Raw genomic sequence first — 24,136 nt, 5'->3', positions numbered from 1 at the left:
GTCGGCGGACGGCCACGACCCAGTGAGCAGGAAAGCGGAGTCTGAAGCGTGAGCAGCGACGAGCACTACGATCCACGGGCGGTTCAGGACAAGTGGCAGGCCCGCTGGGCGGAGCTCGACCCGTTCCAGGCGGACGAGAAGGACACCGCCCGGGAGCGCCGCTACGCCCTGGACATGTTCCCCTACCCCAGCGGTGACCTGCACATGGGGCACGCGGAGGCGTTCGGCATCGGCGACGTCCCCGCCCGCTACTGGTTCCAGCGCGGCTACAACGTCCTGCACCCGATCGGCTGGGACTCCTTCGGCCTGCCCGCCGAGAACGCCGCCATCAAGCGCGACTCGCACCCCGCCGAATGGACCTACGCCAACATCGAGACGCAGGCCGCCTCGTTCCGCCGCTACGCCCCCTCCTTCGACTGGACGCGGCGCCTGCACACCTCCGACCCCGAGTACTACAAGTGGACGCAGTGGCTGTTCCTGCGCTTCTACGACCGGGGCCTGGCCTACCGGAAGGGCGGGCACGTCAACTGGTGCCCGAAGGACCAGACCGTCCTGGCCAACGAGCAGGTCGTCGGCGGGCACTGCGAGCGCTGCGGCGCGCTGGTCGAGAAGCGCGTGCTGACCCAGTGGTACTTCAAGATCACCGAGTACGCGGACCGGCTGCTGGACGACATGGCGCAGCTGGAGGGCAAGTGGCCCGAGCGCGTCCTGCTGATGCAGCGCAACTGGATCGGCCGCTCCACCGGCGCCGACGTCGACTTCGTCATCGAGGGGCGCGACGAGCCCGTCACCGTCTACACCACCCGTCCCGACACGCTGTTCGGCGCCACCTTCATGGTGGTCGCCGCCGACGCCGAGCTGGCCGAGGAGATCTGCCACCCCGACCACCGGGCCGCGTTCGAGGCCTACCGCGAGGAGGTCTCCCGCGAGAGCGAGATCGAGCGGCTGTCCACCGAGCGTGAGAAGACCGGAGTGTTCCTGGGCCGCTACGCGGTCAACCCGGTCAACGGCGAGCGGCTGCCGGTCTGGGCGTCCGACTACGTGCTGGCCGAATACGGCCACGGCGCGATCATGGCCGTCCCGGCGCACGACCAGCGCGACCTGGACTTCGCGCTGAAGTTCGGCCTGCCCGTCCGCGTCGTCGTCGAGACCGGCCTGCCCGACCCGGCCGAGACGGGCGCCGCCACCCCCGGCGACGGCGCCATCGTCAACTCCGGCCCGATCGACGGGCTGACCAAGGCCGACGCCATCGCCCGCATCACCGAGATCCTGGAGGAGCGCGGCACCGGCCGCGCGTCGGTGAACTTCCGGCTGCGCGACTGGCTGGTGTCCCGGCAGCGGTTCTGGGGCTGCCCCATCCCGATCGTCCACTGCCCGTCGTGCGGCGAGGTCCCCGTCCCGGACGACCAGCTGCCGGTCGCGCTGCCCGAGGGCCTGCGCGGCGCCGACCTGGCGCCCAAGGGCACCTCGCCGCTGGCCGCCGCGTCCGACTGGGTGAACGTCGAGTGCCCCAAGTGCGGCGGCGCCGCCACCCGCGACACCGACACCATGGACACCTTCGTCGACTCGTCCTGGTACTACTTCCGGTACTGCTCGCCCGGCTACGAGGGCGGCCCGTTCGACGTCGAGCAGGTCCGCAAGTGGATGCCGGTCGACCAGTACACCGGCGGGGTCGAGCACGCCATCCTGCACCTGCTGTACAGCCGGTTCTTCACCAAGGTCCTGCACGACATGGGCATGGTCGACTTCACCGAGCCGTTCACCCGGCTGCTGAACCAGGGCCAGGTGATCAACCAGGGCAAGGCGATGTCCAAGACGCTGGGCAACGGCGTCGACCTGGGCGAGCAGATCTCCGAGTTCGGCGTGGACGTCGTCCGGCTGGCGATCCTGTTCTCCGGCCCCCCCGAGGACGACATCGACTGGGCGGACGTGTCCCCGCACGGCATGTCGAAGTTCCTGTCGCGCGTCCACCGGATCGCCTCCGAGGTGACGTCCGCGCCGGGCGTCGACGTCACCTCCGGCGACACCGCCCTGCGCCGCGTCACCGCCCGCACCGTCGACGAGGCCACCACCCTGGTCGAGACGCAGCGGTTCAACGTCGCGATCGCGCGGATCATGGAGCTGGTCACCGCGACCCGCAAGGCCATCGACTCCGGCCCCGGCGCCGCCGACCCGGCCGTCCGGGAGGCCGCCGAGACGATCGCGGTCCTGCTGTCGCTGTTCGCGCCCTACACCGCCGACGAGGCGTGGGAGCTGCTGGGCCGCACCGCCCCGGTGATCCATGCGGGCTGGCCGTCCGCCGACCCCGCCCTGCTGGTGGAGGAGTCGGTCACCTGCGTCGTTCAGGTGGCCGGCAAGGTCCGCGACCGCCTGGAGGTGCCGCCCGGCATCGCCGAGGAGGAGCTGGAGCGGCAGGCGCTGGCCTCGGTCAAGGTCCAGGACGCCCTGGGCGGCGCCGACATCGTCAAGATCATCGTCCGCGCACCCAAGATCGTCAACATCGTCCCGAAGCGCTAGAGGGCAAAAAGCAGCGGCCGCCGGAGCTCCGGCGGCCGCTGCTCGTCACATCTTGCGGAGGACCGCCACGACCCGTCCGAGCACGGACGCCTCGTCGCCGGGGATCGGTTCGTAGGCGGGGTTCTGCGGCATCAGCCAGATGTGGCCGTCGTCGCGGCGCTTGAACGTCTTCACCGTGGCCTCGCCGTCGATCATGGCCGCCACGATGTCGCCCTGCTCGGCCACCGGCTGCTGCCGGACGACGACCCAGTCACCGTCCGCGATCGCGGCGTCGATCATCGAGTCCCCGGTGACCTTCAGCAGGAAGTGGGTGCCCTCGCCGACGAGCTGCTTGGGCAGCGTGAACACGTCCTCGACGGCCTCCTCGGCGAGGATCGGCCCACCCGCGGCGATGCGCCCGACCAGCGGCACGTACGCGGGCGTGGGGTGCGCCGGGGCCGGCTCGTAGGGCTCCTCGTCCGTCCGCACCGGCGTCGCCCCCGGCACCCGCACCTCGACGGCGCGCGGCCGGTTGGGGTCGCGGCGCAGGAAGCCCTTGCGCTGGAGCGCCCGGAGCTGGTGCGACACGCTGGAGGTGCTGGTCAGCCCGACGGCCTCGCCGATCTCCCGCATCGAGGGCGGGTACCCCCGGCGCTGCACCGAGTCGCGGATCACCTCCAGCACCATGCGCTGTCGCTGGGTCAGGCCCGTCTCGTCCATCGGCCCGTCGGGCAGCTCCCGGACCTTGCTCATCGCTAGTCGCCTCCCGGGCGCCTCGATCCGTCACTCCTTGTCATGGCACGCTACCGCGTCCAGGCCTAATGATCAAACAATTGTTCGAAGAGGTGCTCGCTTTTTGCGGACGTCGCCTGATAGAACATCGTACAGACGTTCGATCGAAAATGCATTCGACGTCATGGAGGGGAGAGATGTCTGGTTCACCCCACAGTGACCGAACCCCGATCCGCCTGACCCGCCGCGGCCGCGCCGTGGTGATCGGCTTCGCCGCCACGGTGACCCTCGTGCTGCTCTGGCTCACCGTGGGCCCCGGCGCCTTCGCCGGCTCCCGAGAAGACCGCGAAACCAGGCACCCGGCTCGAACGGTGACCGTGGAACCCGGCGAGACCCTCTGGGACATAGCCTCCGCCGCCGACCCCGACACCGATCCCCGCCTGGTCGTCCAACGCATCATCGACCTCAACGGCCTGGCCGGCGACCCCACCGTCCACCCAGGCCAAGAACTACGCCTCCCCACCAATTGACCCCCGCCGGCCACGGCGAGCACCGGCGCAGCCACCGCGCACACCAACCTCCTCAAACCAACGCGCCGTCCCCAACGCCCGGCGCGCGCGAGAGGTTCACAGCGGGGGAGTGTCGAGGGTCGCTCCTTGGGAGACGTGCCGCCGGGTCCGGAGTCGCGCACGAGGCGACCATCGCCGAACCGCCCCCCAACAAGCCAGCGGGTACACGTGCCCTCTCAGGGTGGCTCCCCGAGGCTTGAGGGGTGCTGGCGAGCGTACCGGCGCGTGCGAGGCGTTCACGTCGGCTCTGAAGCCTCACCCGGCCCCCTGTGCGGCGTCCTGGACCCGTGCCTTCACCGACGACGCCCTATGTCGCTGGCGGGTGCGATGGGTGGGGTCGGGGATTGGGGGGGTTCGTGACGGTGGCATGGGGGGTGGGGACGGTGGGTGACGACACGCCCGGCGGGAAAAAGGGGAGGTCGGAGGTGACCTGCGCGGACGTGGCGGATGTGGCTCGGGAGGCTCCGGATCAGGTTGCGAACGCCTGCGGCGAGCCGTACGGTTGACCACAACATCTAGTAGTCACATCGATGTAGTTCCCTATATATGGCACTCACATCGGTGTAACTCGTTTACGTCAGGGGAGGGGTCCAACGTGCACTGCCCGTTCTGCCGTAACCCTGACACCAAAGTGATCGACAGTCGTTCGACCGACGACGGGGGCGCCATTCGGCGTCGCCGGTCGTGCTCGGAATGCGGCAAGCGATTCACGACGCAGGAGAATGTGCTCGTGATGGTGGCCAAGCGCAGTGGGGTCACCGAGCCGTTCTCCCGAGAAAAGATCATCGCCGGGGTGCGCAGGGCCTGCCAGGGCCGCCCGGTCGACGAGGATGCGCTCGCGAAGCTGGGGCAGCGGGTCGAAGAGGAGATCAGGTCCTCCGGCTCCGCGGAAATCCCCTCGCACGAGATCGGCCTCGCCATCCTGGGGCCGCTCGGCGAACTCGATGAGGTCGCCTATCTGCGATTCGCCTCGGTCTACCGGAGCTTCGAATCGCTGGACGACTTCGCCAAGGAGATCGAGACACTGCGGAAGGCCTCCTCGGGGGAGCCCGGCCCGTCCCGGTAGGGGACGGGGCCGGAAACACACAGCAGCACATGTAGAAGGCGCCTCCGGGCGGGCATGGCCCGCGCGGCGGCGGGGTTGTTCCTGAACAGGGCCCGGCGGGAGGGCCCGAGAGGGGGAAGGTCATGACGGAGACGGTGAGCGGCTCGGCGGCACGGCGCGGCAAGGGGGGCCGCAAAGGGCTGAAGGTCGAGCGCATTTTCACCACGCCCGGCGTGCATCCGTACGACGAGCTGCGCTGGGAACGTCGTGACGTCGTCATGACCAACTGGCGGGACGGCTCGGTGAACTTCGAGCAGCGCGGCGTCGAGTTCCCCGACTTCTGGTCGCTGAACGCCGTCAACATCGTCACGTCCAAGTACTTCCGCGGCGCCGTCGGCACGCCGCAGCGGGAATGGAGCCTGAAGCAGCTCGTCGACCGCGTCGCCCGGATGTACGTGGAGACGGGTCTCCGGGAGGGGTATTTCGCCTCCGAGCAGGACGCCGAGGTCTTCGACCACGAGCTGAAGTACGCCCTCGTCCACCAGTTGTTCAGCTTCAACTCCCCCGTGTGGTTCAACGTCGGCACCAAGTCCCCGCAGCAGGTCTCGGCGTGCTTCATCCTGTCGGTGGACGACACGATGGAGTCGATTCTCGACTGGTACAAGGAAGAGGGCGTCATCTTCAAGGGCGGTTCCGGCGCGGGCCTGAACCTGTCCCGCATTCGCTCCAGCCGGGAACTGCTCTCCTCCGGCGGGACGGCCAGCGGCCCGGTGTCGTTCATGCGCGGCGCCGACGCGTCCGCGGGGACGATCAAGTCGGGCGGCGCGACCCGCCGGGCCGCCAAGATGGTCGTCCTGGACGTCGACCACCCCGACATCGGGGAGTTCATCGAGACCAAGGCGCGCGAGGAGGACAAGATCCGCGCGCTGCGGGACGCCGGGTTCGACATGGACCTCGGCGGCAAGGACATCGGCAGCGTCCAGTACCAGAACGCCAACAACTCCGTCCGGGTGTCGGACGAGTTCATGCACGCCGTCGAGTCGGACGGCGAGTTCGGGCTGCGCGCCCGGATGACCGGCGAGGTCGTCGACACCGTCAAGGCCAAGGACCTGTTCCGGCTGATGGCCAAGGCGGCGTGGGAGTGCGCCGACCCGGGCATCCAGTACGACGACACGATCAACGACTGGCACACCAACCCCGAGACCGGGCGCATCACCGCGTCCAACCCGTGCTCGGAGTACATGAGCCTGGACAACTCGTCCTGCAACCTCGCCAGCATCAACCTGCTGAAGTTCCTCACCGACGCGGGGACGTTCGACGTCGCGAAGTTCGTGAAGCTCACCGAGCTGATCATCACGGCGATGGACATCTCCATCACCTTCGCCGACTTCCCCACGGAGAAGATCGCGCAGACGACCCGCGACTACCGCCAGCTCGGCATCGGCTACGCCAACCTCGGGGCGCTGCTCATGGCGACCGGGCACGCCTACGACTCCGAGGGCGGACGGTCCCTCGCGGCGGCGGTCACGTCGCTGATGACGGGCGTCGCCTACCGGCGGTCGGCGGAGATCGCCGGCGTGGTCGGGCCGTACGCGGGGTACGCGCGCAACGCCGAGGCGCACAAGCGCGTCATGCGCAAGCACGCCGCCGCCAACGACGGCATCCGGACGCTGGACGCGATGGACAAGGCGATCCACGCCGCCGCCGCCAAGCAGTGGGCCGACTGCCTGAAGGCCGGCGAGAAGCACGGCTACCGCAACGCCCAGGCCAGCCTGCTCGCCCCGACCGGGACGATCGGGCTGATGATGGACTGCGACACGACCGGCATCGAGCCGGACCTCGCCCTGATGAAGTTCAAGAAGCTCGTCGGCGGCGGATCCATGCAGATCGTCAACCAGACGGTGCCGCGGGCGCTGGAGAAGCTCGGCTACCCGCAGGAACAGATCGAGGCGATCGTCGAGTACATCGCCGAGCACGGCCACGTCGTGGACGCCCCCGGCCTGCGCCCCGACCACTACGAGGTGTTCGACTGCGCGATGGGGGAGCGGGCGATCAGCCCGATGGGGCACGTCCGGATGATGGCGGCCGTCCAGCCGTTCCTGTCCGGCGCGATCTCCAAGACCGTCAACATGCCGGAGCAGGCCACGATCGAGGACATCGAGAAGGTGTACTTCGAGGGCTGGCGGCTCGGGCTCAAGGCGCTGGCGATCTACCGTGACAACTGCAAGGTCGGCCAGCCGCTGTCCGCCGCGGGCAAGAAGGCCGAGCCCGCCGCGGAGGCGCCGGCCGAGGTCGTCGCCCGTCCCGTCCGCAAGCGGTTGCCGAAGCAGCGTCCCGCGACGGTCACGCGCTTTTCCGTCGCGGGCGCCGAGGGGTACATGACCGCGTCGTCCTACCCGGACGACGGCGTCGGCGAGGTGTTCCTCAAGCTCGGCAAGCAGGGCTCCACGCTCGCCGGCGTGATGGACGCCTTCTCCATGGCGATCTCCATCAGCCTGCAGTACGGTGTCCCGCTGGAGACGTGGGTGGAGAAGTTCACCAACATGCGGTTCGAGCCGGCGGGCATGACCGACGACCCCGACATCCGCATGGCGACCTCGGTGATGGACTACATCTTCCGCCGGCTGGCGCTGGACCACCTGCCGTACGAGGAGCGCGCGGGCCTCGGCATCTTCACCGCCGAGGAGCGCGCGATGCAGGCCAACGGCGAGGACCCGGCCGCCCTGCACGCCGAGGACGAGGTCGACCACGAGTCGCTGGCGCAGTCCGCCGAGATCACCCGTCCGGCAGCGCCCGCCCCGGCCCCGGCCGCCGAGGCGCACTCCTCGATGGAGGTCATCGAGAGCCGCCAGGGCCGCACCGCCGACGCGCCGCTCTGCCTCACCTGCGGAACGAAGATGCGCCCCGCGGGCAGCTGCTACGTCTGCGAGGGCTGCGGCTCCACCAGCGGCTGCAGCTGACGATCCGGTGAACGGCCGGGGCTCCGGGAGACCGGGGTCCCGGCCGTTTCGCGTGGTGGGTCAGGTGGTGGGGTTCTTGTCGTCGCCGCGTTTGATCGGCTGGGTGGTGGCGGCGCGGCGGCGCTGGGACTTGCGGCGGCCCGCCACCAGCACGTCGTCCTCGGTGTCGGCGGGGTCCTTCGCCGCGGTGTCGGTGCCCTCCGGCAGCGCGGGGGGCTCCGGCTGGTTCTTCGGGCGGCGCGGTGACCGCGGCCGCTTCGCGGGCTGCATCTCGGCCTGGCGCAAGGACTCGACAAAGCTGGCCGCGTCGTTGTCGTCGTCATCGTCGGCGGGGTGCCGCCCGCGCCGTCCGATGACCCACTGGTCGAGGGTCAGCCGGCCGCCGCCGCCCGCCGCGAACACCAGGCTGGCCATGCCCAGGGCCAGGACGAGCTCGTAGCCGTTCTGGACGGTCGTGCCGTCCACCATGAACAGGCCCTGGTCCGCGTGGACGAACACGAACGCGCCGGCCATGTCGATGAACAGCAGGGCGCCGGTGACGGGCAGGCCGAGCCCGGCGATCAGCGCGGCCCCGCCGAGGAGTTCGACGAACGCCGAGTAGACGGCCGCCGCGGTCGGGAGCGGGACGCCGAGCGTGTCGAACGTGCGGCTCGTCGCGGTGACGCCCGCCTCGATCTTCTGCCAGCCGTGCGCCATGAAGACGACGCCCACGCCGAGCCGTGCGAGCACTGCCACGACGTCGTACAGCGGCCGAGAGCGCATGCCGTCGTCTCCTTTGCGCGTGGAAATGGCCCTGTTTCGACGGAGAGTATGACGGCCTTCGCGCGAAAACCGCGAACACCGCAGGTGAGAGCGGTCGCGAGAGGCCCGGTCAGCGGTCGCCGGAGACCCGGGCGAGGGATGCGGCGACGGTCTCGCAGACGTGCTCGACGGTCTCGATGCCGTCCCGCATCGTGGTGCCGCGTTCGGAGATGATGGCGAGCAGGAGGGTACGGTCGCCGTCTCGCACGATGCCGATGCTGTTGACCGTCCAGCGGCCGCCGTGCCTGTCGCGGGGGAGCCAGCCGTTCTTCAGCTCGGCGTCGGACCCGGCGACGCTCACACCCCAGGCCTGCTCCGGCGCCACGTCCCCCATCAGGCGGCGGACATACCGGCGGTTCGCGGTATGGAGCGGGCCTTCGTCCGATGTCAGCGCGGTCAGCAGCCTGACCTGGTCGGCGGCGCTCGTCGTGGTGGAGCCCCAGGAAGTGCCCGGCCCGGGTTCGGTGTCGCGCAGGCCCAGCTTCCGGTTGGCGGACGCCAGGCCGTCCGCGCCGCCGATCGCTTGCCACAGTGCCGTGGCGGCGGCGTTGTCGCTGACCGTGATCGCACGTTCGGCCAGTGCCTTCTCGGTGGGGGTGAGGGTGCGTTTCTCGCGCTGGGCCTTGAGGAGGAGCGCGATGACGATGTCGACCTTGACGATGCTCGCCGTCGCCGTCCGCAGGCTCCCGCCGTAGGTGTAGGAGAGGCCGGTGGTCAGGTCGCGCGCCGACACCGACAGGCGTCCGGGACGGTCATCGAGGTACGCGTCGAGCGCCCGGGTCAGCGCGTCGCGCTGGAACGTCGGCGTCGTGGGCTTCGGCGTGGGCGTCATCGTCATGACCGTCGGGAGGGGGACGGGCGCGGGCCGGTAGGCGATCGCCTGCGACCCCGCGGCGAGTATGCCGGTCGCCGCGAGCGCCACGGCGGCGAGAAACCCCGCGCGCCTCACGGACGCGCTCCTGCCTCGGTCTGCATGATCGTGAGCTTCGCGAGCGGCGTGTTACCCCACCGTTACCCCCCTCTCACCTTGGCGGGAGGGCTCGACCGGACGGGGGAGGCGGATGACCCGCGCGGGGGAGGCCGCCGCATGACGGTCAACGCCAGGCTTCGGCTCATGAGTGAGATGCCCGTTGTGCCGGGGGCCGTCGGGTCGAGGTGGAGCGCGGTACGGCGCCTCGCGGGGTACGGCGCCGCCGCGTCGCTGTCGCTGTACCTGGCCGTGAAGATCGTCTGGGTCGTGGTCGCCCTCCTCGGGCACGCCGCCGCCGATTTCGGCGACACGGACTGGATCGTCCTCAACACGGTGACGGTCGGCATGTCCGCGACAGGGATCGCGCTGGGGCTGGTCCTGGCGCACGGCCGGCGATGGCGGACCCCGGCCGCGCCCCTGGTCGTCCTCGCGTGGACGGGTAGTGGGTTCCTGATCCCTCTTCTGCCCTACGGACTGCTCAGCGCCCTCCTGGGTGCGGCGGGTGTGAAGACCGGCGGCGACGATGGAGACTCGGGCGGCGACGCGGCGCCGTCCTGGGAACTGCTGCTGATCGGCATCGGATTCACCGGCATGGCGGTGGGGCTGGCCGTCGCCCTCCCCATCTACATGCGCGAACGCTGGCCGGCCGCCTTCCTCGGACGTCTCGCCGACCGCGAGCCGGCGACCGTCCGCCGCGTGCGCACGCTGACCGCCGTCACCGCCATACCGGCCGTTCTCTGGACGTACTGGTCGCTGGGCGGTACGCGCGGCCTGGACCCGGCACACCACGACCTCGTCGACCTCAACACCCGGCTCCTGATGGCGAACTCAGCGCTCTGGGCACTCTTCGGGATCTGGAGCGTCTGGGCCATCGCCTCCGCCCGTCCGAACATGCCGGTCTGGTTGCCGATGGCCCTGGGATTCGTCGCCTCGGGCTCCTTGTTCGCGTGGAGCTCATGGAAGCTCGCGGTGGCGGTTCTCCGTCCAGGCGACTACGCGGCCGCCGAGTTCCCGGCCGTCACGCTCGTCCAGCACGGCCTCGCCATCGCCGGCGGCGTCCTGATGATGACCGTCCTGACGAATTACGTGCGCAGATGAGTTCAGCGGGTGCGACCGCGCGGCTTGAGGGGTGTGGCGGGCATAGCCGGAGCCGGGATCGGGGCGCCGTCGTAGCCGCGCACGGTGCCGAACCGGTCGCCCGTCATCCAGTCCTCGCGGGCCCGGGCGATCTCCTCTCCCGTCCGGGCGACGAAGTTCCACCACATGACGAGCTTCTCCTCGAACGGCTCACCGCCGAGCAGCAGGAGACCGCTCTCGCCGTCGGCCCTCAGCGGCAGTTCCCGGCGTCCGGATCCCAGGTACAGCATCGACCCCGGCTCCACGCGCATCCCGTCGACCTCCGTGACGCCGGACATGGTGAGCGCCGCGTATTCGAAGTCCGGATCGACGGGCAGTCGCACGTCGGCTCCGTCGTCCAGGACGATGTCCGCCCCCACGATGGGTGTGAACACCGTGCCGGGCGATGCCGCCCCGTCCAAATCACCCAGGATGACGGTGGCGCGGAAGCCAGGACCGTCCACGACGGGCAGGTCGGCGTGGTGCTCGAACGCGGGCTCGGAATAGCGGTCCGAATCCGGCAGCGCCACCCACAGCTGAGCCCCGTGCAGGATCGGGCCGTGCCCGCGCGGCGACTCCTCCGAATGCGCGATGGCCCGTCCCGACGTCATCAGCCCGAGCTCTTTCGGCCGGACGGTCTGCAGGCTGCCCAGGCTGTCGCGGTGCAGCACCTCGCCGCCGTGCAGCCAGCTCACCGTCTGCAGGCCGATGTGCGGATGGGGCGGCACCTGCATCCCTGGCTCGTCGGCGATGTCGTCCGGCCCGTAGTGGTCGACGAAGCACCACGCGCCCACCATGCGCCGACCCAGGCTGGGCAGCAGCCTCCGGACGACCGTGCTCTCACCAAGCGGCACCCGGCGGGGCGGCAACAGCTCATGGACCGGCCGCCCCGGCACCCGGTCGCGGCCTCCGCATTCGACCGGCTTGGGCCGGACATCAAGATTGCTCACCGAACCGCCCTCCCGAGACGCCACCCCTCAACGATGCCCTATCCGGCCTTCCAGTGAACCGCCAGGCTCCGTACCCGGTGGCATGCGCGTTCGTGTACACCGGGCCCCTCTCCGACGCGGCGAGCTGACGAGCGTGGTGCAGCTCAGCCTCGAACACCCCCGGCATGCCGGCGATGAACCGCAGGGTGGCGGGCCGCCCGGCCACGAGTTCCGAGCAGCTGGATCGGACAGGGCGGCTGCCAGCCGGTCAGGTGGGCGGAGTGGGGAAGGGGCGGGCCCAGGGCTCGTTGTCGAGTTCCAGAGTGTTGATCAGTTGACCGATGGCGCGGTACCAGCCGGCGAGGACAAGGAGCTCCAGCAGTTGGGGCTCGTCATAGTGGACGGTGAGGGCGTCCCAGGTGGGCCGGGAGATCTGGGCGGAGTCGTGCAGTTCATCGACCGCGCTGAGCAGGAGCCACTCTCTGGGAGACCAGGGGGCGGAGGCGCCGGACACGGTCGCCTCGATCTGTTCGGGGCCGAGTCCGGTGGCCATACCGAACGTCGCGGCGTGGACGCCCCACTCGTACTCGCAGCCGGCGCGGGCGCAGGTGCGGTGGATGACGATCTCGCGGTCGCGGGCGGGAAGGCTGCCGTGGGCGAGGAGTCCGGCGCCCAGGACGCGCATTCGGGACGCCAGCTCCGGGGCGCGGTGCAAGGTGCGGAACAGAACGAGCGGGTCGTGCGTGACGTTCGGCGGCATCCACTTGGCCAGGGCGGCGGCGATCTCCGGTGAGTACGGGGGGTCGAGCGGGGCGATGCGCGGCACGGTGCTCCTCCGGGTGCTTCGATTTTAGAAGCAGTGTGCTGCTTCGAAAACCGAAGCGCAAGAGGGGTGGCAGGTCAAGGGGTGTCGGCGTCGAACGACTCGGCCCACCGGTCGGACCATCGCGACAGGGGACGGAGTGCCTCGTGGACGTCCCGGCCCAGGTCGGTGAGGGCGTACAGGTTCTCCGGGGTCTTGTGGACGAGGCCCGCGTCGGTCAGTTCGAGGAGCCGCTGCCGCAGGACGCTGGACGACATGTCGTCGCACCGCTGCTGCAGAGTGCGGAAGCCGAGAGGGGCGTCCCGCAGTTCCCAGATCATGCGCAGCGTCCACCGCCGGCCGAACAGATCGAGAGCGGCCATGAGCGGACGCCCACCGCCCGAACCGCGGACAGGCCTTCCCGGTCTTGGCATACCCCCTCCGATAAGTCGGTAGCCGAAACACTAGCCGCCCCCACGTAACAGCGACCGCCCCCCCACCAACACCCGACACCGTCGCACCAACCCCCGACACCGCGCCGCCGACGCGCGTGCGGGGGACTGTCTGAAAGTTTGTGGGTGAGGTGGTGATCGCCTGTCAGTTCAGGGTGATGCGGTCACCGTAGTGCAGGGCCAGCGCGTTGAGCGCGGTCTTCCATCCTCGGGTTTTGCCGGTCACGTTGGTCCGTCCTTTCAGGGGGCTGCGGATGACCAGGTAGAGCACCTTGAGCGCGGCCTGTTCGGTGGGGAAGTGCCCGCGGCGGCGGGTGGCCTGGCGGAACCGGGCGTTCAGGCTCTCGATCGCGTTGGTGGTGTAGATGACCTTGCGGATCTCGGCTGGGAACGCCAGGAACGGGGTGAAGGTCGGCCAGGCGTCCTGCCAGAGCCGGATGATCGCCGGGTAACGCTCGCCCCATTCGGCCTCGAAGTCGGCGAACCGCTGCTGGGCGGCGTCCTCGCTCGGGGCGGTGTAGATCTCGCGCAGATCTTTGGTGAGCCGGCTCCAGTGCGCCTTGGAGGCATAACGCAGCGAGGAGCGGACCAGGTGCACGATGCACTGCTGGACGGTGGCCTGCGGCCAGATCTCCTCGATGGCCTCCGGCAACCCCTTGAGCCCGTCACAGCAGGCGATGCACACATCCCGAACCCCGCGGTTGCGTAGTTCGGCCAGCACACTCATCCAGTGCTTGGCGCCCTCGCCGCCGGTCCCGACCCACATGCCCAGCACGTCGCGCTCGCCGGCGCAGTCGATGCCGACCGCCACATACACCGGACGGTTGGCCACGTTGCCCTCGCGGATCTTCACATACAGCGCGTCGATCAGCACCACCGGATACACCGCATCCAGCGGTCGGGCCCGCCAGGCCTCCATCTCCTCCAGCACCTTGTCGGTCACCCGGGAGATCAGATCCCGCGACACCTCGACCTGGTAGATCTCGGCCAGGTGCGCACGGATCTCCCCGGTGGTCAGACCCTTGGCATACAGCGAGACGATCGCCTCATCGAACCCCTCCACCCGGCGGGCATGCTTAGGCACGATCTGCGGCTCGAACTCACCCGCGCGGTCCCGCGGGACCTGGATCCGCACCGCTCCGACCTCGGTCGACACCGTCTTGGACGAGCTGCCGTTGCGGTGATTACCGGTCGGCTCGGCCGGGCGTTCGCCCCGGTCATAGCCCAGATGATCGGACATCTCGGCCTCAAGAGCAGCCTGCAGCACGGTCCTGGTCACACCGGCCAAAAGCCCGTCCGGCCCGACCAGCGACACCCCCTCCGCCCGCGCCCGCTCCACCAGCTCGGCAGCGAGCCGGACGTCCAGCCCGCCCGACCGCTCGCCCTTGTCCTCGTCGGTCACAGATGATCCTTCCCAGCCGGGGCATCAGCCCCAGCCTTCCGGATCACCACCCCACCCACACGATCTTCCGGACAGTCCCCGGTGCGGTGCCGCGGATGTGCGGTGTGGTGCCGCGGGCGTGCGGTGTGGTGCCGCGGGCGTGCGGTGTGGTGCCGCAGAGGTGCGGTGTGGTGCCGCGGATGTGCGGTGTGGTGCTGCGGAGGTGCGGTGTGGTGCTGCGGGCGTGCGGTGTGGTGCCGCGGGCGTGCGGTGTGGTGCCGCAGAGGTGCGGTGTGGTGCCGCGGAGGTGCGGTGTGGTGCTGCGGAGGTGCGGTGTGGTGCTGCGGAGGTGCGGTGTGGTGCTGCGGAGGTGCGGTGCGGATGTGCGGTGCGGTGCCGCGGATGTGCGGTGCGGTGGTGTGGGCGTGCGGTGCGGTGGTGTGGGCGTGCGGTGCGGTGGTGTGGATGTCCGTGGGGTGGTGCGGGCATGCGGTGGAACGGTGCGGGCGTGCGGTGGGGTGGTGCGGGCATGCGGTGGAACGGTGTGGGCGTGCGGTGCACTGTCGGGGGCTTGCGGCGGTGCGGATGTGCGTGCGGTGGGGTGGGCGTCCGGCGCGGTGGTGCGGGCGTGCGGTGCGGTGGTGCGGGCGTGCGGTGCGGTGGTGTGGGCGTGCGGTGGGGTGGTGTGGAAGAGAGTGTGGGGTGGCGGGGTTCACTTGTACGTGATGCACGGTGAGTACAAGGTTCCTGGCGGCAAGCTTGTCGTCGCTGATGTCGATGTCGTGGACGGGCTGCTGCGGTCCCCCAGGATCAGCGGCGACTTCTTTCTAGAGCCGGACGAGGCTCTGGAGACGATCAACGGCGCCCTGGAGGGGCTTCCGGCGGGGCTCGACGCGCGGGCGATCGGCGTGCGCGTGCAGGCGGCCCTGCCGCGCGAGACGGTGATGCTCGGCATCACCGCCGAGGCCGTGGGGATCGCCGTGCGGAGGGCCGTCGCGCGGGCGTCCGACTGGCGCGACCACGACTGGCGGCTGATCCACGAGCCGCCGCAGGAACCGGCCCTGCACATGGCGCTCGACCAGGTGCTCGCGGAGGAGGTCGGCGCGGGCCGGCGACCGCCGACGCTGCGCGTCTGGGAGTGGGCGTCGCCGGCGGTGGTGATCGGCAGCTTCCAATCGCTGCGCAACGAGGTCGACGCCGGGGCGGCGAAGCTGCACGGGGTGGAGGTCGTCCGCCGGATCAGCGGCGGCGGGGCCATGTTCATCGAACCGGGCAACACCATCACCTACTCGCTGTACGCGCCGGAGACGCTGGTGGCGGGCATGTCGTTCGCCGAGAGCTACGCGTTCCTCGACGACTGGGTGCTGGGCGCGCTCGGCGGGCTCGGGATCAGGGCCTGGTACCAGCCGCTGAACGACATCACCTCCGACCAGGGCAAGATCGCGGGTGCGGCACAGAAGCGGCTCGCCGCGGGCGCGGTGCTGCACCACGTGACCATGGCGTACGACATCGACGCCGACAAGATGCTCCAGGTACTGCGGATCGGGCGGGAGAAAGTCTCCGACAAGGGGATCGCCAGCGCGGTCAAGCGCGTGGACCCGCTCCGCCGGCAGACCGGCCTTCCCCGGGAAGAGATCATCGACCGCATGATCGGCCACTTCCGCTCGCGGTACGGCCTGACCCGGGACCCGGTGAGCGACGACGAGCTGCGCCTGGCCCAGAAGTACGTCACCGACAAGTTCAGCACGTCCGACTGGACCGCCAGGGTTCCCTGACCGGCTCACGGTCCGCATGTCGCGTCCCTCTCCGCGCCCGGGCGGTCGTCGTGCAGGTCGCCGACCCAGTCGACCCGGCCGACCCGCCCGAGCCGGCCGGGTGGCCGTGGGAGGCGTTGGCGATCACGGTTTGCGACCGCGGCCCTGGCCACTTGTTCAGTGGTCGTGGTGGGTGGGTGATGGCTTTGGCTGGCCTGTTCTGTGGGGCGGGTTATCAGGCGCCAGGCGATCCCGGCGGCGATGACGTAGGACGTGCCGATCAGGGCGAACGCGATGGTCGCGCCGGTCGTCCAGCCGGAGGACGCGCCCAGGACGGCGCCGATGGCCGCGATGCCGATCAGGGTGCCGACCTGGCGGCCGGTGTTGAGGACGGAACCGGCGACGTTGCCGTTCTCCGGGCCCGCGGCGTCGACCATGACGGCGGTCATGGCGGGTGAGACGATGCCGCCCGCGATGCCGGTCACCGCGAGGGCGGCACCCGTCGCCCAGTACGGGCTCGCGGGAGTGATGCCGGTCAGCGCGAAGGAGGCCGCCGCGGCGAGCAGGAGCGCGCCGGTGAGGAGGGGGCCGTTCGGGATGCGTGCGGAGAGGCGCGCGAACGCCAGGTTGCTGAGCGGGATGAAGACCGTAAGCGGCAGGATCTGGAGTCCCGCCCTGAGCGGGCCGGCGCCGGCGGCGTGCTGGAAGTACAGCCCCGCCAGGAAGAGCGTTCCGTAGAACGCCGCGTTGAACAGGAGCCCCACGGCGTTCGCGCCCGTGAAGGGCCGGTCGCGGAACATGGTCCACGGCATGACGGTGATGCGGGCGCGGCGTTCTCGCAGCGGGAGGAGCAGGACGGTCACCAGCGCCACGCCGGCCGCGGCGAGGACCGGAGGTGAGACCCATCCCTGATGCGGTCCCTCGATCAGCGTGAAGCTGAGCGCGGCGAGCCCGGCGACCAGCAGGGCGTGGCCGGGGACGCCCAGAGACGCGGGGCGGCCCGGGGCGGCGGTGATGAAACGGCGGGTCAGCACCATGCCCGCGATGCCGAACGGCAGGTTGATCAGGAAGATGCTCCGCCAGCCGAAGGCGCCGACGAGGACGCCGCCGACCGTCGGGCCGAGCGCGAAGGACGCGGACACGATCGCCGACCAGAGCCCGAGCACGCGGGTGCGGCCGCGGGGGTCGGGAAACTCTCTGAGGAGCAGTGCGAGGGAGCTCGGCATGAACAGCGCGGCGCCCACGCCCTGGACGATCCTGGCGGCGATAAGCACCCCGATCGCCGGTGCGAGCGCGGCGGCCAGGGACGCGGCGAAGAACACCGCCATGCCCCACAGGTAGACCCTCCGCGCTCCCAGCCGGCCGGCGAGGCCGCCGGCGAGCATCAGCAGGGCCGCGAACGCCAGGACGTAGCCGTCGACGGCCCAGGTGAGCCCGGCCAGCGGCGCGTCCAGCCGCTGCTGGATCGTCGCCCCGGCGATCTGCATCACCGTGGCGTCCACGCTCGCCATCACGAATCCCGCGGCGAGGGCGGAGATCCTCATGGCGGGGGAGCGGTCCGATGCCATGATCAATCCTCTCGCTAAGCGGACCGGTGGCGTCCGCTTCGGTGAAGCTAGCGTAACCGGACCGCTGCTGTCCACTTGAATCGGACTGTAAGCGTCCGCTTATGGCTAGGATCGCGGCATGGAGGGCACCCGGAGCGCCGTGGACCGGCTGCTGGACGACGGTTCCGGCCGCCGGCCGCGCGCCGACGCCCGGCGCAACCTGGAGCGCCTCGTCGAGGCGGCGCGGGAGGCCGCCGGTGAGATCGGCGGCGAGGTCACCGCGCACGAGATCGCCCGCCGCGCCGGGGTCGGCGTCGGCACGTTCTACCGGCGGGTCAGCACGCTGGAGGCGCTTCTGGAGGCCGTCCTGGCCGAGGTCATGGGCGAGATCATCGAGAAGGGCGACGAGGGGCTCGCCGATCCCGACCCGTGGAAGGGCTTCTGCGACTTCGCCGCGGCCTACATCACGCTCCGGAACGAACTGTGCGATATCAGCGAAGCCCTGGGCGGCGCCCTCGGGGACGCGCGCGCGGAACTGCGCGAGCGCATCCACATGCTCGTGGAGCGGGCCCAGGACGCCGGCGCCATGCGGGCGGACATCGCGTGGCAGGACGTCGCGTTCCTGCTGGTCTCCGTCTCCACCGGGGACCACACGGTCGGCCTGCACGCGAGCGAGCACCAGTGGGACCGCAACCTGCGGATCGTCCTGGACGGCCTGCGCACCCCCGAGCCGGCGCCGCTCCCCGGTGCGCCGCCCACCGAATCGGCCGGTTGAGGCCGTGCCGCGCCGTGCGGAACGGAACTCGCCGACCCTGCCGTGCGTCATCCTTCCATGGCAGGTCGCGGGGCCGTGCGACTGCCTCTAGGTTGGTGACATCGATCGATGTTGAGGAGCGTTCATGTCGATGCAGAAGGGCGCCAACACCGCGGTGCCGGTCCCCTCGGTACGGGTCGAACTCGGCTGGCAGGGTGGGCCCGGCGTGCCCGACGCGGACGCGTCGGCGCTCCTGCTCGCTGAGACGGGCCGCGTGCGGACGGACGACGACTTCGTCTTCTATAACCAGCCCGCGCACGCGTCCGGAGCCGTCCGGCACGAGGGCAAGCAGCAGGGTCCGACCGTCCTGGACATCCTGGCGGTCGACCTGAACCGCGTCGAGCCCGCCATCGACAAGATCGTCATCGCCGCGTCCTCCGACGGCGGGACGTTCGGCCAGTTCCAGGGCTTGTACGTGCGCGTGGTGGACGCGGCGGCCGGAACCGAGGTCGCACGGTTCGACAGCGAGGGCGCCACGAGCGAGACCGCGTTCGTACTGGGCGAGCTCTACCGCAGGCAGGGCGCGTGGAAGTTCCGGGCCGTCGGCCAGGGCTATGACTCGGGGCTCGCGGGCCTGGCCGGCGACTTCGGGATCTCGGTCGACGACCCGGGCCAGGCCGCCCCGCCGCCCCCGCCCGCGCCTCCGCAGCCGCAGGCCCCGCCGCCCCCGCCGGCGCAGGAGCAGTACGCGCCGCCCCCGCCGCCCGGCGGCCAGTACACGCCTCCGCCGCCTCCAGGCGGGCAGTACGCGCCGCCGCCTCCTCCTCCGCCCGGGGGTCAGTACGCTCCGCCGCCGCCCCCTGGCCAGTACACGCCGCCTCCGCCGCCCCCAGGGCAGTACACGCCTCCGCCCCCTCCTCCGGCGACCCCCCAGCAGCCCCAGCCGCAGCAGCAGGACGGCAAGATCTCGCTGACGAAGAACTCCCCGTCGGTGTCCCTCACCAAGCACGGCGCGACGTCCGGCCACATGCGCGTGAACCTGAACTGGAGTGCGCGCGAGGGCGTCGCGAAGGGACGGCTCGGCAAGCGCCGCCGCGGCGTCGACCTCGACCTCGACCTGTGCTGCCTTTGGGAGCTGCAGGACGGCCGCAAGGGCATCATCCACGCGCTCGGCGACATGGGCGCGCTGAACCGCGCTCCGTTCATCCAGCTCGACAAGGACGACCGCACCGGAGCGATCGATTCGGGGGAGAACCTCCACATCAACCTCGACCACACGGCCGAGTTCAAGCGGATCCTGGTGTTCGCCGAGATCTACGAGGGCGCCGACGACTTCCGCGGCCTGGACGCCGTCGCCACGCTGTTCCCGGTGAACGCGGCGCCCATCGAGATGCGCATGAACGACTGCATGGACGCGTCCCGCGACGCGGTCCTGGCGCTCATCGAGAACGTGAACGGCGAGCTGGTCGTGCGCCGTGAGGGCCGGTACGTCCTCCCGCCGCCCGGCCGGCCGCGCTGGGGCAAGATGACGGTCGACCAGGCGTACGGGTGGAACCTGGAGTGGGTCGCGTCGCGCGGCAAGGACTGACCGCCCGCCGCGGCTACGCGGCCTTCAGCTGGTCGGCGAGCTTCTTGTCGCGGGCCACCCTGACGAGCGCGGCCGTGAGCCGGGCGAGGTCCTTGTCCGGCACCTTCGCGGCGAGCTCGTCGGGGTCGGCCGGCAGGCCGAGCCGTTCGGCGCCCTTCCTCACCTGGTCGTCGACGTAGGGGCGCAGCCACGGCCAGATGGCCTGCGCCTCACGGCAGAAGATGTCGACGCCCGTGGGGCCGATGCCGGGGAACTCCTGGAGCAGGTCCGACGCCTTCTTGCGGTCGCGTTCCGCCGCTATCGCGAGCCGCCGCAGGTCGCCCTGGTACTGGTCCCGGACCATCTCCGCCATGTCGCCCAGCCGGGAGGCGGTGCTCTCGTCATAGCGGACGTAGTGGCCGCGCCCGAGCGCGTCGACGCGCTCCTGCCAGGTCAGCCTGGCCATCCCGCGTGCCGTCCCGCCCCCGGCGTCGAACAGCTCGCGCGCCGCGGACAGGGCGATGTCGGACGAGATGCGGGCGCTCAGCAGGTTCGCCAGTACCAGCAGCTTGAAGAGCGCTGCCGGCTGGTCCTTCAGCGGTATGCCGGCCTCTTCGGCGAACGTACCGCCGGACTCGTGCATCAGCTTCTTGACGACGGCATCCATGGCATGTACCTCCTGTGCTGCCGCCTACCCGAGCCGGTGCGGATGACTCATCGCACGGGCGCGAGGCGGTGTCAGAGGAGGCTGAGCTGGCCTTCTCCCGCGAGCGGGTCACGGTGCTTCTTCAGGTGACGCCATTGTGGAAGGTCATCCAGATAGGACCACGAAAGCCTGTGGTGGGGTGTAGGCCCGTGCTCCTGGAGAGCCTTCTGGTGGACGGGTGACGGGTACCCGGCACTGTCGGCGAACCCGTACCCGGGGAATTCACCGTCCAGTTCTGCCATGAGCCGGTCACGGTGGACCTTCGCAAGGACGGACGCGGCCGCGACGGTGACCGACCTCTGGTCCGCCTTGATTTCGCACCGCACGCGCCAGGGACGGCTCAGGAAATCATGCTTTCCGTCGAGAATGACGACGTCGGGCCGGACGGGCAGTGCCTCCAGCGCGCGGACGGCGGCGCGCCTCAGCGCCTCGGTCATGCCCAGTTCGTCGATCTCCTCGGGGCTGGACGCGCCGATGGCGTGCCCGGCGAGCCATCCGGGGAGGAGCTCGGCGAACGACGCGCGGTGGGCTTCGGTGAGGAGCTTGGAGTCGGTCAGCGCGACCGTCTTCTTCCCGCGTCCGGGCAGCACGGGCGGCGGGCTCAGGTCCGTGATCGCGGCGCAGACCACCACGGGGCCCGCCCAGGCGCCGCGCCCGACCTCGTCCACCCCGGCGATCCGCACGGCGGCACCGCTCCCGGAGGGCGCCGCCAGCAGCTCCTCCTCGATCTTGTAGCCCGCGACGCGCGAGACGCCTTCGGCCGCGGCGGGCGGAGGCACCATGCCGGGCAGGGCGCCGGTGGAGTCGGTCAAGGGATCTCCTTCAGGCAGGTGACGGCTCGCGTCACCGATCGTAGGGCCCGGACTTCTGGACAGGACGAATGTCGTGGCCCCCGCGCCGGGTGCGTTCGGTTCCGCACCAGGCAGGGTCGGGAGAACGCAACGAACCGGGCCGGGGGAGTCCCGTTCCGGGCGGTCCTGCGCTTTACTCGCTCTTGATGGCTTTGTTCGGCAGGTCCCGCTCCCGCCCGGCGAAGGACGCCGCGGCGCGGGATCTTTTCGAGCGCCTGCGGTGGCGCTACTTCCAGGTCACTCCCGGCTTGCGGTTCCTGGGCGCGGTGCTGCTCCTCGCCCTGGTGCTCTCCGCGACGGTCGTCCTGGACGGGCCGATCCTCGGCGCGGCCGCGTTCACGGTGATCGCGGTGGTCGTCGTCCACCTGACGCTGCGCTCGCCCACGGGGATGGCGGTCGTCGCGGTCATCCTGGCGTGGCTCGGCGTGTCGGTCCCCCTGGGCGGGCTCTACCCGGACGACGGGACGCCGCTGTACCTGAACCCCGCCGTGCTCCTCGGCGCCCTGGCCGCGCCCGTCGCGTTCGTCGCCTACCGCCTGCGCGGTTACACGCCGTGGCGGACGACCCTCCTGGCCCTGGCCGCCGCGGGAGTGGCGGCGGCGGCGCTCGCGCATCCGCTGCCGGCGGCGGGCGTGGCGCCCGGCTGGGCGGCGGCGCTGGCCGTCCTCGCCTACCGCTGGGACCGGGCCAGGCGCACGGTGCCCGCGGAGGCGTACGAGACAGGCTGGGTGCAGGAGCAGGCCAGCCCGAAAGGGGACGGCATGGCGGGGCCGCGTGAACGGCCGGACAGGCCGGCCAGGCCCGATCGCCGTCCCACCGGTGAGGACACCGGTGCCACGGCCGCGCAGGGGGTCCCGGACCAGCGTGCCGCGGCGCAGGCGGCCGATGCCGCGTCCGTCCCCGAACGGCAGGCGCCCCCGGAGCGCAGGACGGACGAGTCACCGGACATCTCCGTGGCGGACGCGCTCGCGGAACTGGAGAACATGATCGGGCTGGAGCCGGTCAAGCGGCAGGTGCGCTCCATCGCCGCGTCCATCGAGGCCGCGCACATGCGTGCGGCCGCGGGGGTGCCCACCGAGAAGCCCATGCGGCATTTCGTCTTCGTGGGGCCGTCGGGGACCGGCAAGACCACCGTCGCCCGCGTGCTGGCCAAGATCTTCTACGCGTTCGGTCTGCTCCCTGAGCCCGCCCTGGTCGAGGCGCACCGTGCCGACCTGGTCGGCGAGTTCCTCGGGGCCACGGCCATCAAGACCAACCGGCTCGTCGACTCCGCCCTGGGCGGGGTGCTGTTCATCGACGAGGCGTACAGCCTGGTCAACTCCGCCGAAGGGCAGCCCGACCGGTTCGGTGACGAGGCGGTCCAGGCGCTGCTCAAGCGCGCCGAGGACGACCGCGACAACCTCGTCATCATCCTGGCCGGGTACGACGCACAGATGGCCGAGTTCCTCGACTCCAATCCCGGGCTCGCCTCCCGGTTCGGCACGCGCGTGCACTTCCCGTCCTACCGGCCCTCGGAGCTGCTGCAGATCGCCGAGTACCACACCGGCCTCCGCGACGACCGTCTGGACGCGGAGGCCCGCAGACGACTCGCGGACCGTTTCGACGAGGTCGAACGGCGCGGCATCATCGACGATCTGGGAAACGGACGGTTCGTCCGGTCGCTGACAGAGGCGGCGGCGCGCGCGCGGGACGTCCGCGTGGTCGAGTCCGTCTCGGCGTCCGGAGAGCCCGCCAGACCCACCGCCGACGATCTGGTCACCGTGCGCGCCGAAGACGTCGAGACCGCCTTCGCCGAGGTCACCGAACGGTTCCGCGGCTACGCCGAGACCCCGACGCTGGACGAGGCGCTGGGCTCGCTCGACGCGATGATCGGGCTGGAGCCGGTGAAGCGGCAGGTCCGGGAGATCGCGGCCCAGCTCCAGGTCGCAAGGATGCGGCAGGAGCAGGGGCTGGTCACCCGCCCGCCGACGCGCCACTTCGTCTTCACGGGACCGCCGGGCACGGGCAAGACCACCGTCGCCCGGGTTCTCGGCCGCATCTTCGCCGCGTTCGGCCTCCTCGCCCGGCCCGAGGTGGTCGAGGCCCAGCGCGCCGACCTCGTCGGCGAACATCTCGGCGCGACGGCGCTGAAGACGAACAAGGTCATCGACTCGGCCCTGGGCGGCGTCCTGTTCGTCGACGAGGCGTACGCGCTCAGCAACCCTGGCTATTCCGGCGGGGACGCGTTCGGCGCGGAGGCGGTGCAGACACTGCTCAAGCGCGCCGAGGACGACCGTGACCGCCTCGTCGTCATCCTGGCCGGATATGAGGCGGACATGGGCCGTTTCCTGTCGTCCAACCCCGGCCTCGCCTCCCGCTTCGACGTGCGCGTGGACTTCCCCTCCTACGGGCCGGACGAACTGCTCCGTATCGCGCAGCTCATCGCCGAGCAGGGGGGTGACCGATGGGAGGAGCGTGCTCTGGACGACCTCGCCCTCGTCTTCCAGCGCGCGTGTGGAACGGGCCGCATCGACGAGCTGGGCAACGGCCGCTTCGCCCGTTCCATGTACGAGAAGGCCTGCGCGTGCCGTGCCCTCAGAGCGGCGCGGCTCGGATCCGCGGCGACCACCGCCGACCTGACGCTCCTCACCACGGACGATGTGCGGGACGCCTTCAGCGAGCTGACCCACCGCCTGGCCTGACCCGGCCCGCTGGAGGGTGCGTA

At 70.8% G+C, this 24,136-nt stretch carries 19 protein-coding genes; 9 read left to right on the top strand and 10 right to left on the bottom strand.

All coding sequences use genetic code 11. From position 1 onward, the window contains the following. Positions 1-48 precede the first annotated feature (48 nt). The gene (gene leuS / locus K8Z49_RS14715) at positions 49-2,517 is read left to right on the top strand and encodes a leucine--tRNA ligase (RefSeq protein ID WP_021594190.1); all 2,469 of its coding nucleotides are present in this window, start codon (positions 49-51) and stop codon (positions 2,515-2,517) included. Positions 2,518-2,562: 45 nt separating this feature from the next. Here leuS and lexA read toward each other — a convergent pair whose 3' ends face one another. Next, a complete protein-coding gene (lexA, locus tag K8Z49_RS14710; RefSeq protein WP_021594191.1) occupies positions 2,563-3,249 on the bottom strand; it encodes a transcriptional repressor LexA in 687 nt (228 codons plus the stop codon). A 176-nt stretch (positions 3,250-3,425) separates the two neighbouring features. On the opposite strand from lexA, the gene K8Z49_RS14705 reads away from it, so the two are divergent. The 3 genes from K8Z49_RS14705 (at position 3,426) to K8Z49_RS14695 (ending at position 7,802) form a co-directional block, all read left to right on the top strand. Then, the gene (locus tag K8Z49_RS14705) at positions 3,426-3,758 is read left to right on the top strand and encodes a LysM peptidoglycan-binding domain-containing protein (RefSeq protein ID WP_412519240.1); all 333 of its coding nucleotides are present in this window, start codon (positions 3,426-3,428) and stop codon (positions 3,756-3,758) included. Positions 3,759-4,392: 634 nt separating this feature from the next. Next, positions 4,393-4,863 (top strand): transcriptional regulator NrdR, encoded by a 471-nt coding sequence (gene nrdR / locus K8Z49_RS14700; RefSeq protein ID WP_075024362.1) that lies wholly within the window; start codon positions 4,393-4,395, stop codon positions 4,861-4,863. Positions 4,864-4,985: 122 nt separating this feature from the next. Then, entirely contained in the window at positions 4,986-7,802 is a 2,817-nt protein-coding gene (locus K8Z49_RS14695; RefSeq protein WP_021594194.1) for a vitamin B12-dependent ribonucleotide reductase, read from the top strand. Positions 7,803-7,862: 60 nt separating this feature from the next. Here the strand turns inward: K8Z49_RS14695 and K8Z49_RS14690 are convergent, their stop codons facing one another. Together K8Z49_RS14690 and K8Z49_RS14685 are read right to left on the bottom strand one after the other, a co-directional pair. Beyond that, positions 7,863-8,564 (bottom strand): DoxX family protein, encoded by a 702-nt coding sequence (locus tag K8Z49_RS14690; protein ID WP_021594195.1) that lies wholly within the window; start codon positions 8,562-8,564, stop codon positions 7,863-7,865. 109 nt (positions 8,565-8,673) lie between these two features. Continuing rightward, positions 8,674-9,552, bottom strand: coding sequence for a serine hydrolase (locus K8Z49_RS14685; RefSeq protein WP_412519237.1), 879 nt, complete (start codon positions 9,550-9,552; stop codon positions 8,674-8,676). A 165-nt stretch (positions 9,553-9,717) separates the two neighbouring features. Between K8Z49_RS14685 and K8Z49_RS14680 the strand changes: the two genes are divergently transcribed. Then, entirely contained in the window at positions 9,718-10,671 is a 954-nt protein-coding gene (locus K8Z49_RS14680) for a hypothetical protein (RefSeq protein ID WP_412519235.1), read from the top strand. Between the two features lie 2 nt (positions 10,672-10,673). Here the strand turns inward: K8Z49_RS14680 and K8Z49_RS14675 are convergent, their stop codons facing one another. From K8Z49_RS14675 to K8Z49_RS14660, 4 genes are all read right to left on the bottom strand, one after another. Further along, positions 10,674-11,639: a pirin family protein gene (locus K8Z49_RS14675; RefSeq protein ID WP_412519233.1), complete on the bottom strand. Its 966-nt coding sequence runs from the start codon at positions 11,637-11,639 to the stop codon at positions 10,674-10,676. 247 nt (positions 11,640-11,886) lie between these two features. Further along, a complete protein-coding gene (locus K8Z49_RS14670) occupies positions 11,887-12,444 on the bottom strand; it encodes a carboxymuconolactone decarboxylase family protein (RefSeq protein ID WP_075024358.1) in 558 nt (185 codons plus the stop codon). Between the two features lie 74 nt (positions 12,445-12,518). Further along, on the bottom strand, positions 12,519-12,803 hold the full coding sequence (locus tag K8Z49_RS14665; protein ID WP_021594200.1) for a winged helix-turn-helix transcriptional regulator: 285 nt from the start codon (positions 12,801-12,803) through the stop codon (positions 12,519-12,521). Between the two features lie 214 nt (positions 12,804-13,017). Then, complete coding sequence (locus K8Z49_RS14660; RefSeq protein WP_412519231.1) at positions 13,018-14,274, bottom strand: IS256 family transposase; 1,257 nt, start codon at positions 14,272-14,274, stop codon at positions 13,018-13,020. A gap of 704 nt (positions 14,275-14,978) precedes the next feature. Here K8Z49_RS14660 and K8Z49_RS14655 point away from each other — a divergent pair. Beyond that, entirely contained in the window at positions 14,979-16,028 is a 1,050-nt protein-coding gene (locus K8Z49_RS14655; protein WP_412519229.1) for a biotin/lipoate A/B protein ligase family protein, read from the top strand. Positions 16,029-16,033: 5 nt separating this feature from the next. On the opposite strand, the gene K8Z49_RS14650 is transcribed toward K8Z49_RS14655, so the two are convergent. Further along, entirely contained in the window at positions 16,034-17,575 is a 1,542-nt protein-coding gene (locus K8Z49_RS14650) for an MFS transporter (protein ID WP_412519227.1), read from the bottom strand. A 118-nt stretch (positions 17,576-17,693) separates the two neighbouring features. Between K8Z49_RS14650 and K8Z49_RS14645 the strand changes: the two genes are divergently transcribed. After that, positions 17,694-18,329 carry a TetR/AcrR family transcriptional regulator gene (locus K8Z49_RS14645; protein ID WP_021599851.1) on the top strand — a complete coding sequence of 212 codons (636 nt, stop codon included), beginning with the start codon at positions 17,694-17,696 and terminating at the stop codon, positions 18,327-18,329. Positions 18,330-18,453: 124 nt separating this feature from the next. Further along, positions 18,454-19,896 (top strand): TerD family protein, encoded by a 1,443-nt coding sequence (locus tag K8Z49_RS14640; RefSeq protein ID WP_111829718.1) that lies wholly within the window; start codon positions 18,454-18,456, stop codon positions 19,894-19,896. Positions 19,897-19,909: 13 nt separating this feature from the next. Here K8Z49_RS14640 and K8Z49_RS14635 read toward each other — a convergent pair whose 3' ends face one another. Together K8Z49_RS14635 and K8Z49_RS14630 are read right to left on the bottom strand one after the other, a co-directional pair. After that, on the bottom strand, positions 19,910-20,542 hold the full coding sequence (locus tag K8Z49_RS14635) for an endonuclease (protein WP_412519224.1): 633 nt from the start codon (positions 20,540-20,542) through the stop codon (positions 19,910-19,912). A gap of 71 nt (positions 20,543-20,613) precedes the next feature. Beyond that, positions 20,614-21,363: a ribonuclease HII gene (locus K8Z49_RS14630; protein ID WP_412521061.1), complete on the bottom strand. Its 750-nt coding sequence runs from the start codon at positions 21,361-21,363 to the stop codon at positions 20,614-20,616. Positions 21,364-21,578: 215 nt separating this feature from the next. Between K8Z49_RS14630 and K8Z49_RS14625 the strand changes: the two genes are divergently transcribed. After that, positions 21,579-24,113, top strand: coding sequence for an AAA family ATPase (locus K8Z49_RS14625; protein WP_024936148.1), 2,535 nt, complete (start codon positions 21,579-21,581; stop codon positions 24,111-24,113). Positions 24,114-24,136: the final 23 nt, after the last annotated feature.

The sequence above is a fragment of the Actinomadura madurae genome, from assembly GCF_047130825.1.
In the GTDB taxonomy this organism is placed as follows: Bacteria; Actinomycetota; Actinomycetes; order Streptosporangiales; family Streptosporangiaceae; genus Spirillospora; species Spirillospora madurae.
The sequence above is the reverse complement of the archived record's forward strand: the minus strand, read 5'-3'. Positions and strand labels throughout refer to the sequence as shown.

Coding starts and splice junctions, on each gene's coding strand:
- K8Z49_RS14650 (WP_412519227.1), bottom strand. CDS start 17,575: ATGGCATCGGACCGCTCCCCCGCCATGAGGATCTCCGCCCTCGCCGCG.
- K8Z49_RS14655 (WP_412519229.1), top strand. CDS start 14,979: ATGCACGGTGAGTACAAGGTTCCTGGCGGCAAGCTTGTCGTCGCTGAT.
- K8Z49_RS14705 (WP_412519240.1), top strand. CDS start 3,426: ATGTCTGGTTCACCCCACAGTGACCGAACCCCGATCCGCCTGACCCGC.
- K8Z49_RS14635 (WP_412519224.1), bottom strand. CDS start 20,542: ATGGATGCCGTCGTCAAGAAGCTGATGCACGAGTCCGGCGGTACGTTC.
- K8Z49_RS14695 (WP_021594194.1), top strand. CDS start 4,986: ATGACGGAGACGGTGAGCGGCTCGGCGGCACGGCGCGGCAAGGGGGGC.
- K8Z49_RS14690 (WP_021594195.1), bottom strand. CDS start 8,564: ATGCGCTCTCGGCCGCTGTACGACGTCGTGGCAGTGCTCGCACGGCTC.
- K8Z49_RS14630 (WP_412521061.1), bottom strand. CDS start 21,363: ATGGTGCCTCCGCCCGCCGCGGCCGAAGGCGTCTCGCGCGTCGCGGGC.
- K8Z49_RS14645 (WP_021599851.1), top strand. CDS start 17,694: ATGGAGGGCACCCGGAGCGCCGTGGACCGGCTGCTGGACGACGGTTCC.
- K8Z49_RS14625 (WP_024936148.1), top strand. CDS start 21,579: ATGGCTTTGTTCGGCAGGTCCCGCTCCCGCCCGGCGAAGGACGCCGCG.
- K8Z49_RS14680 (WP_412519235.1), top strand. CDS start 9,718: ATGAGTGAGATGCCCGTTGTGCCGGGGGCCGTCGGGTCGAGGTGGAGC.
- K8Z49_RS14640 (WP_111829718.1), top strand. CDS start 18,454: ATGTCGATGCAGAAGGGCGCCAACACCGCGGTGCCGGTCCCCTCGGTA.
- lexA (WP_021594191.1), bottom strand. CDS start 3,249: ATGAGCAAGGTCCGGGAGCTGCCCGACGGGCCGATGGACGAGACGGGC.
- K8Z49_RS14665 (WP_021594200.1), bottom strand. CDS start 12,803: ATGGCCGCTCTCGATCTGTTCGGCCGGCGGTGGACGCTGCGCATGATC.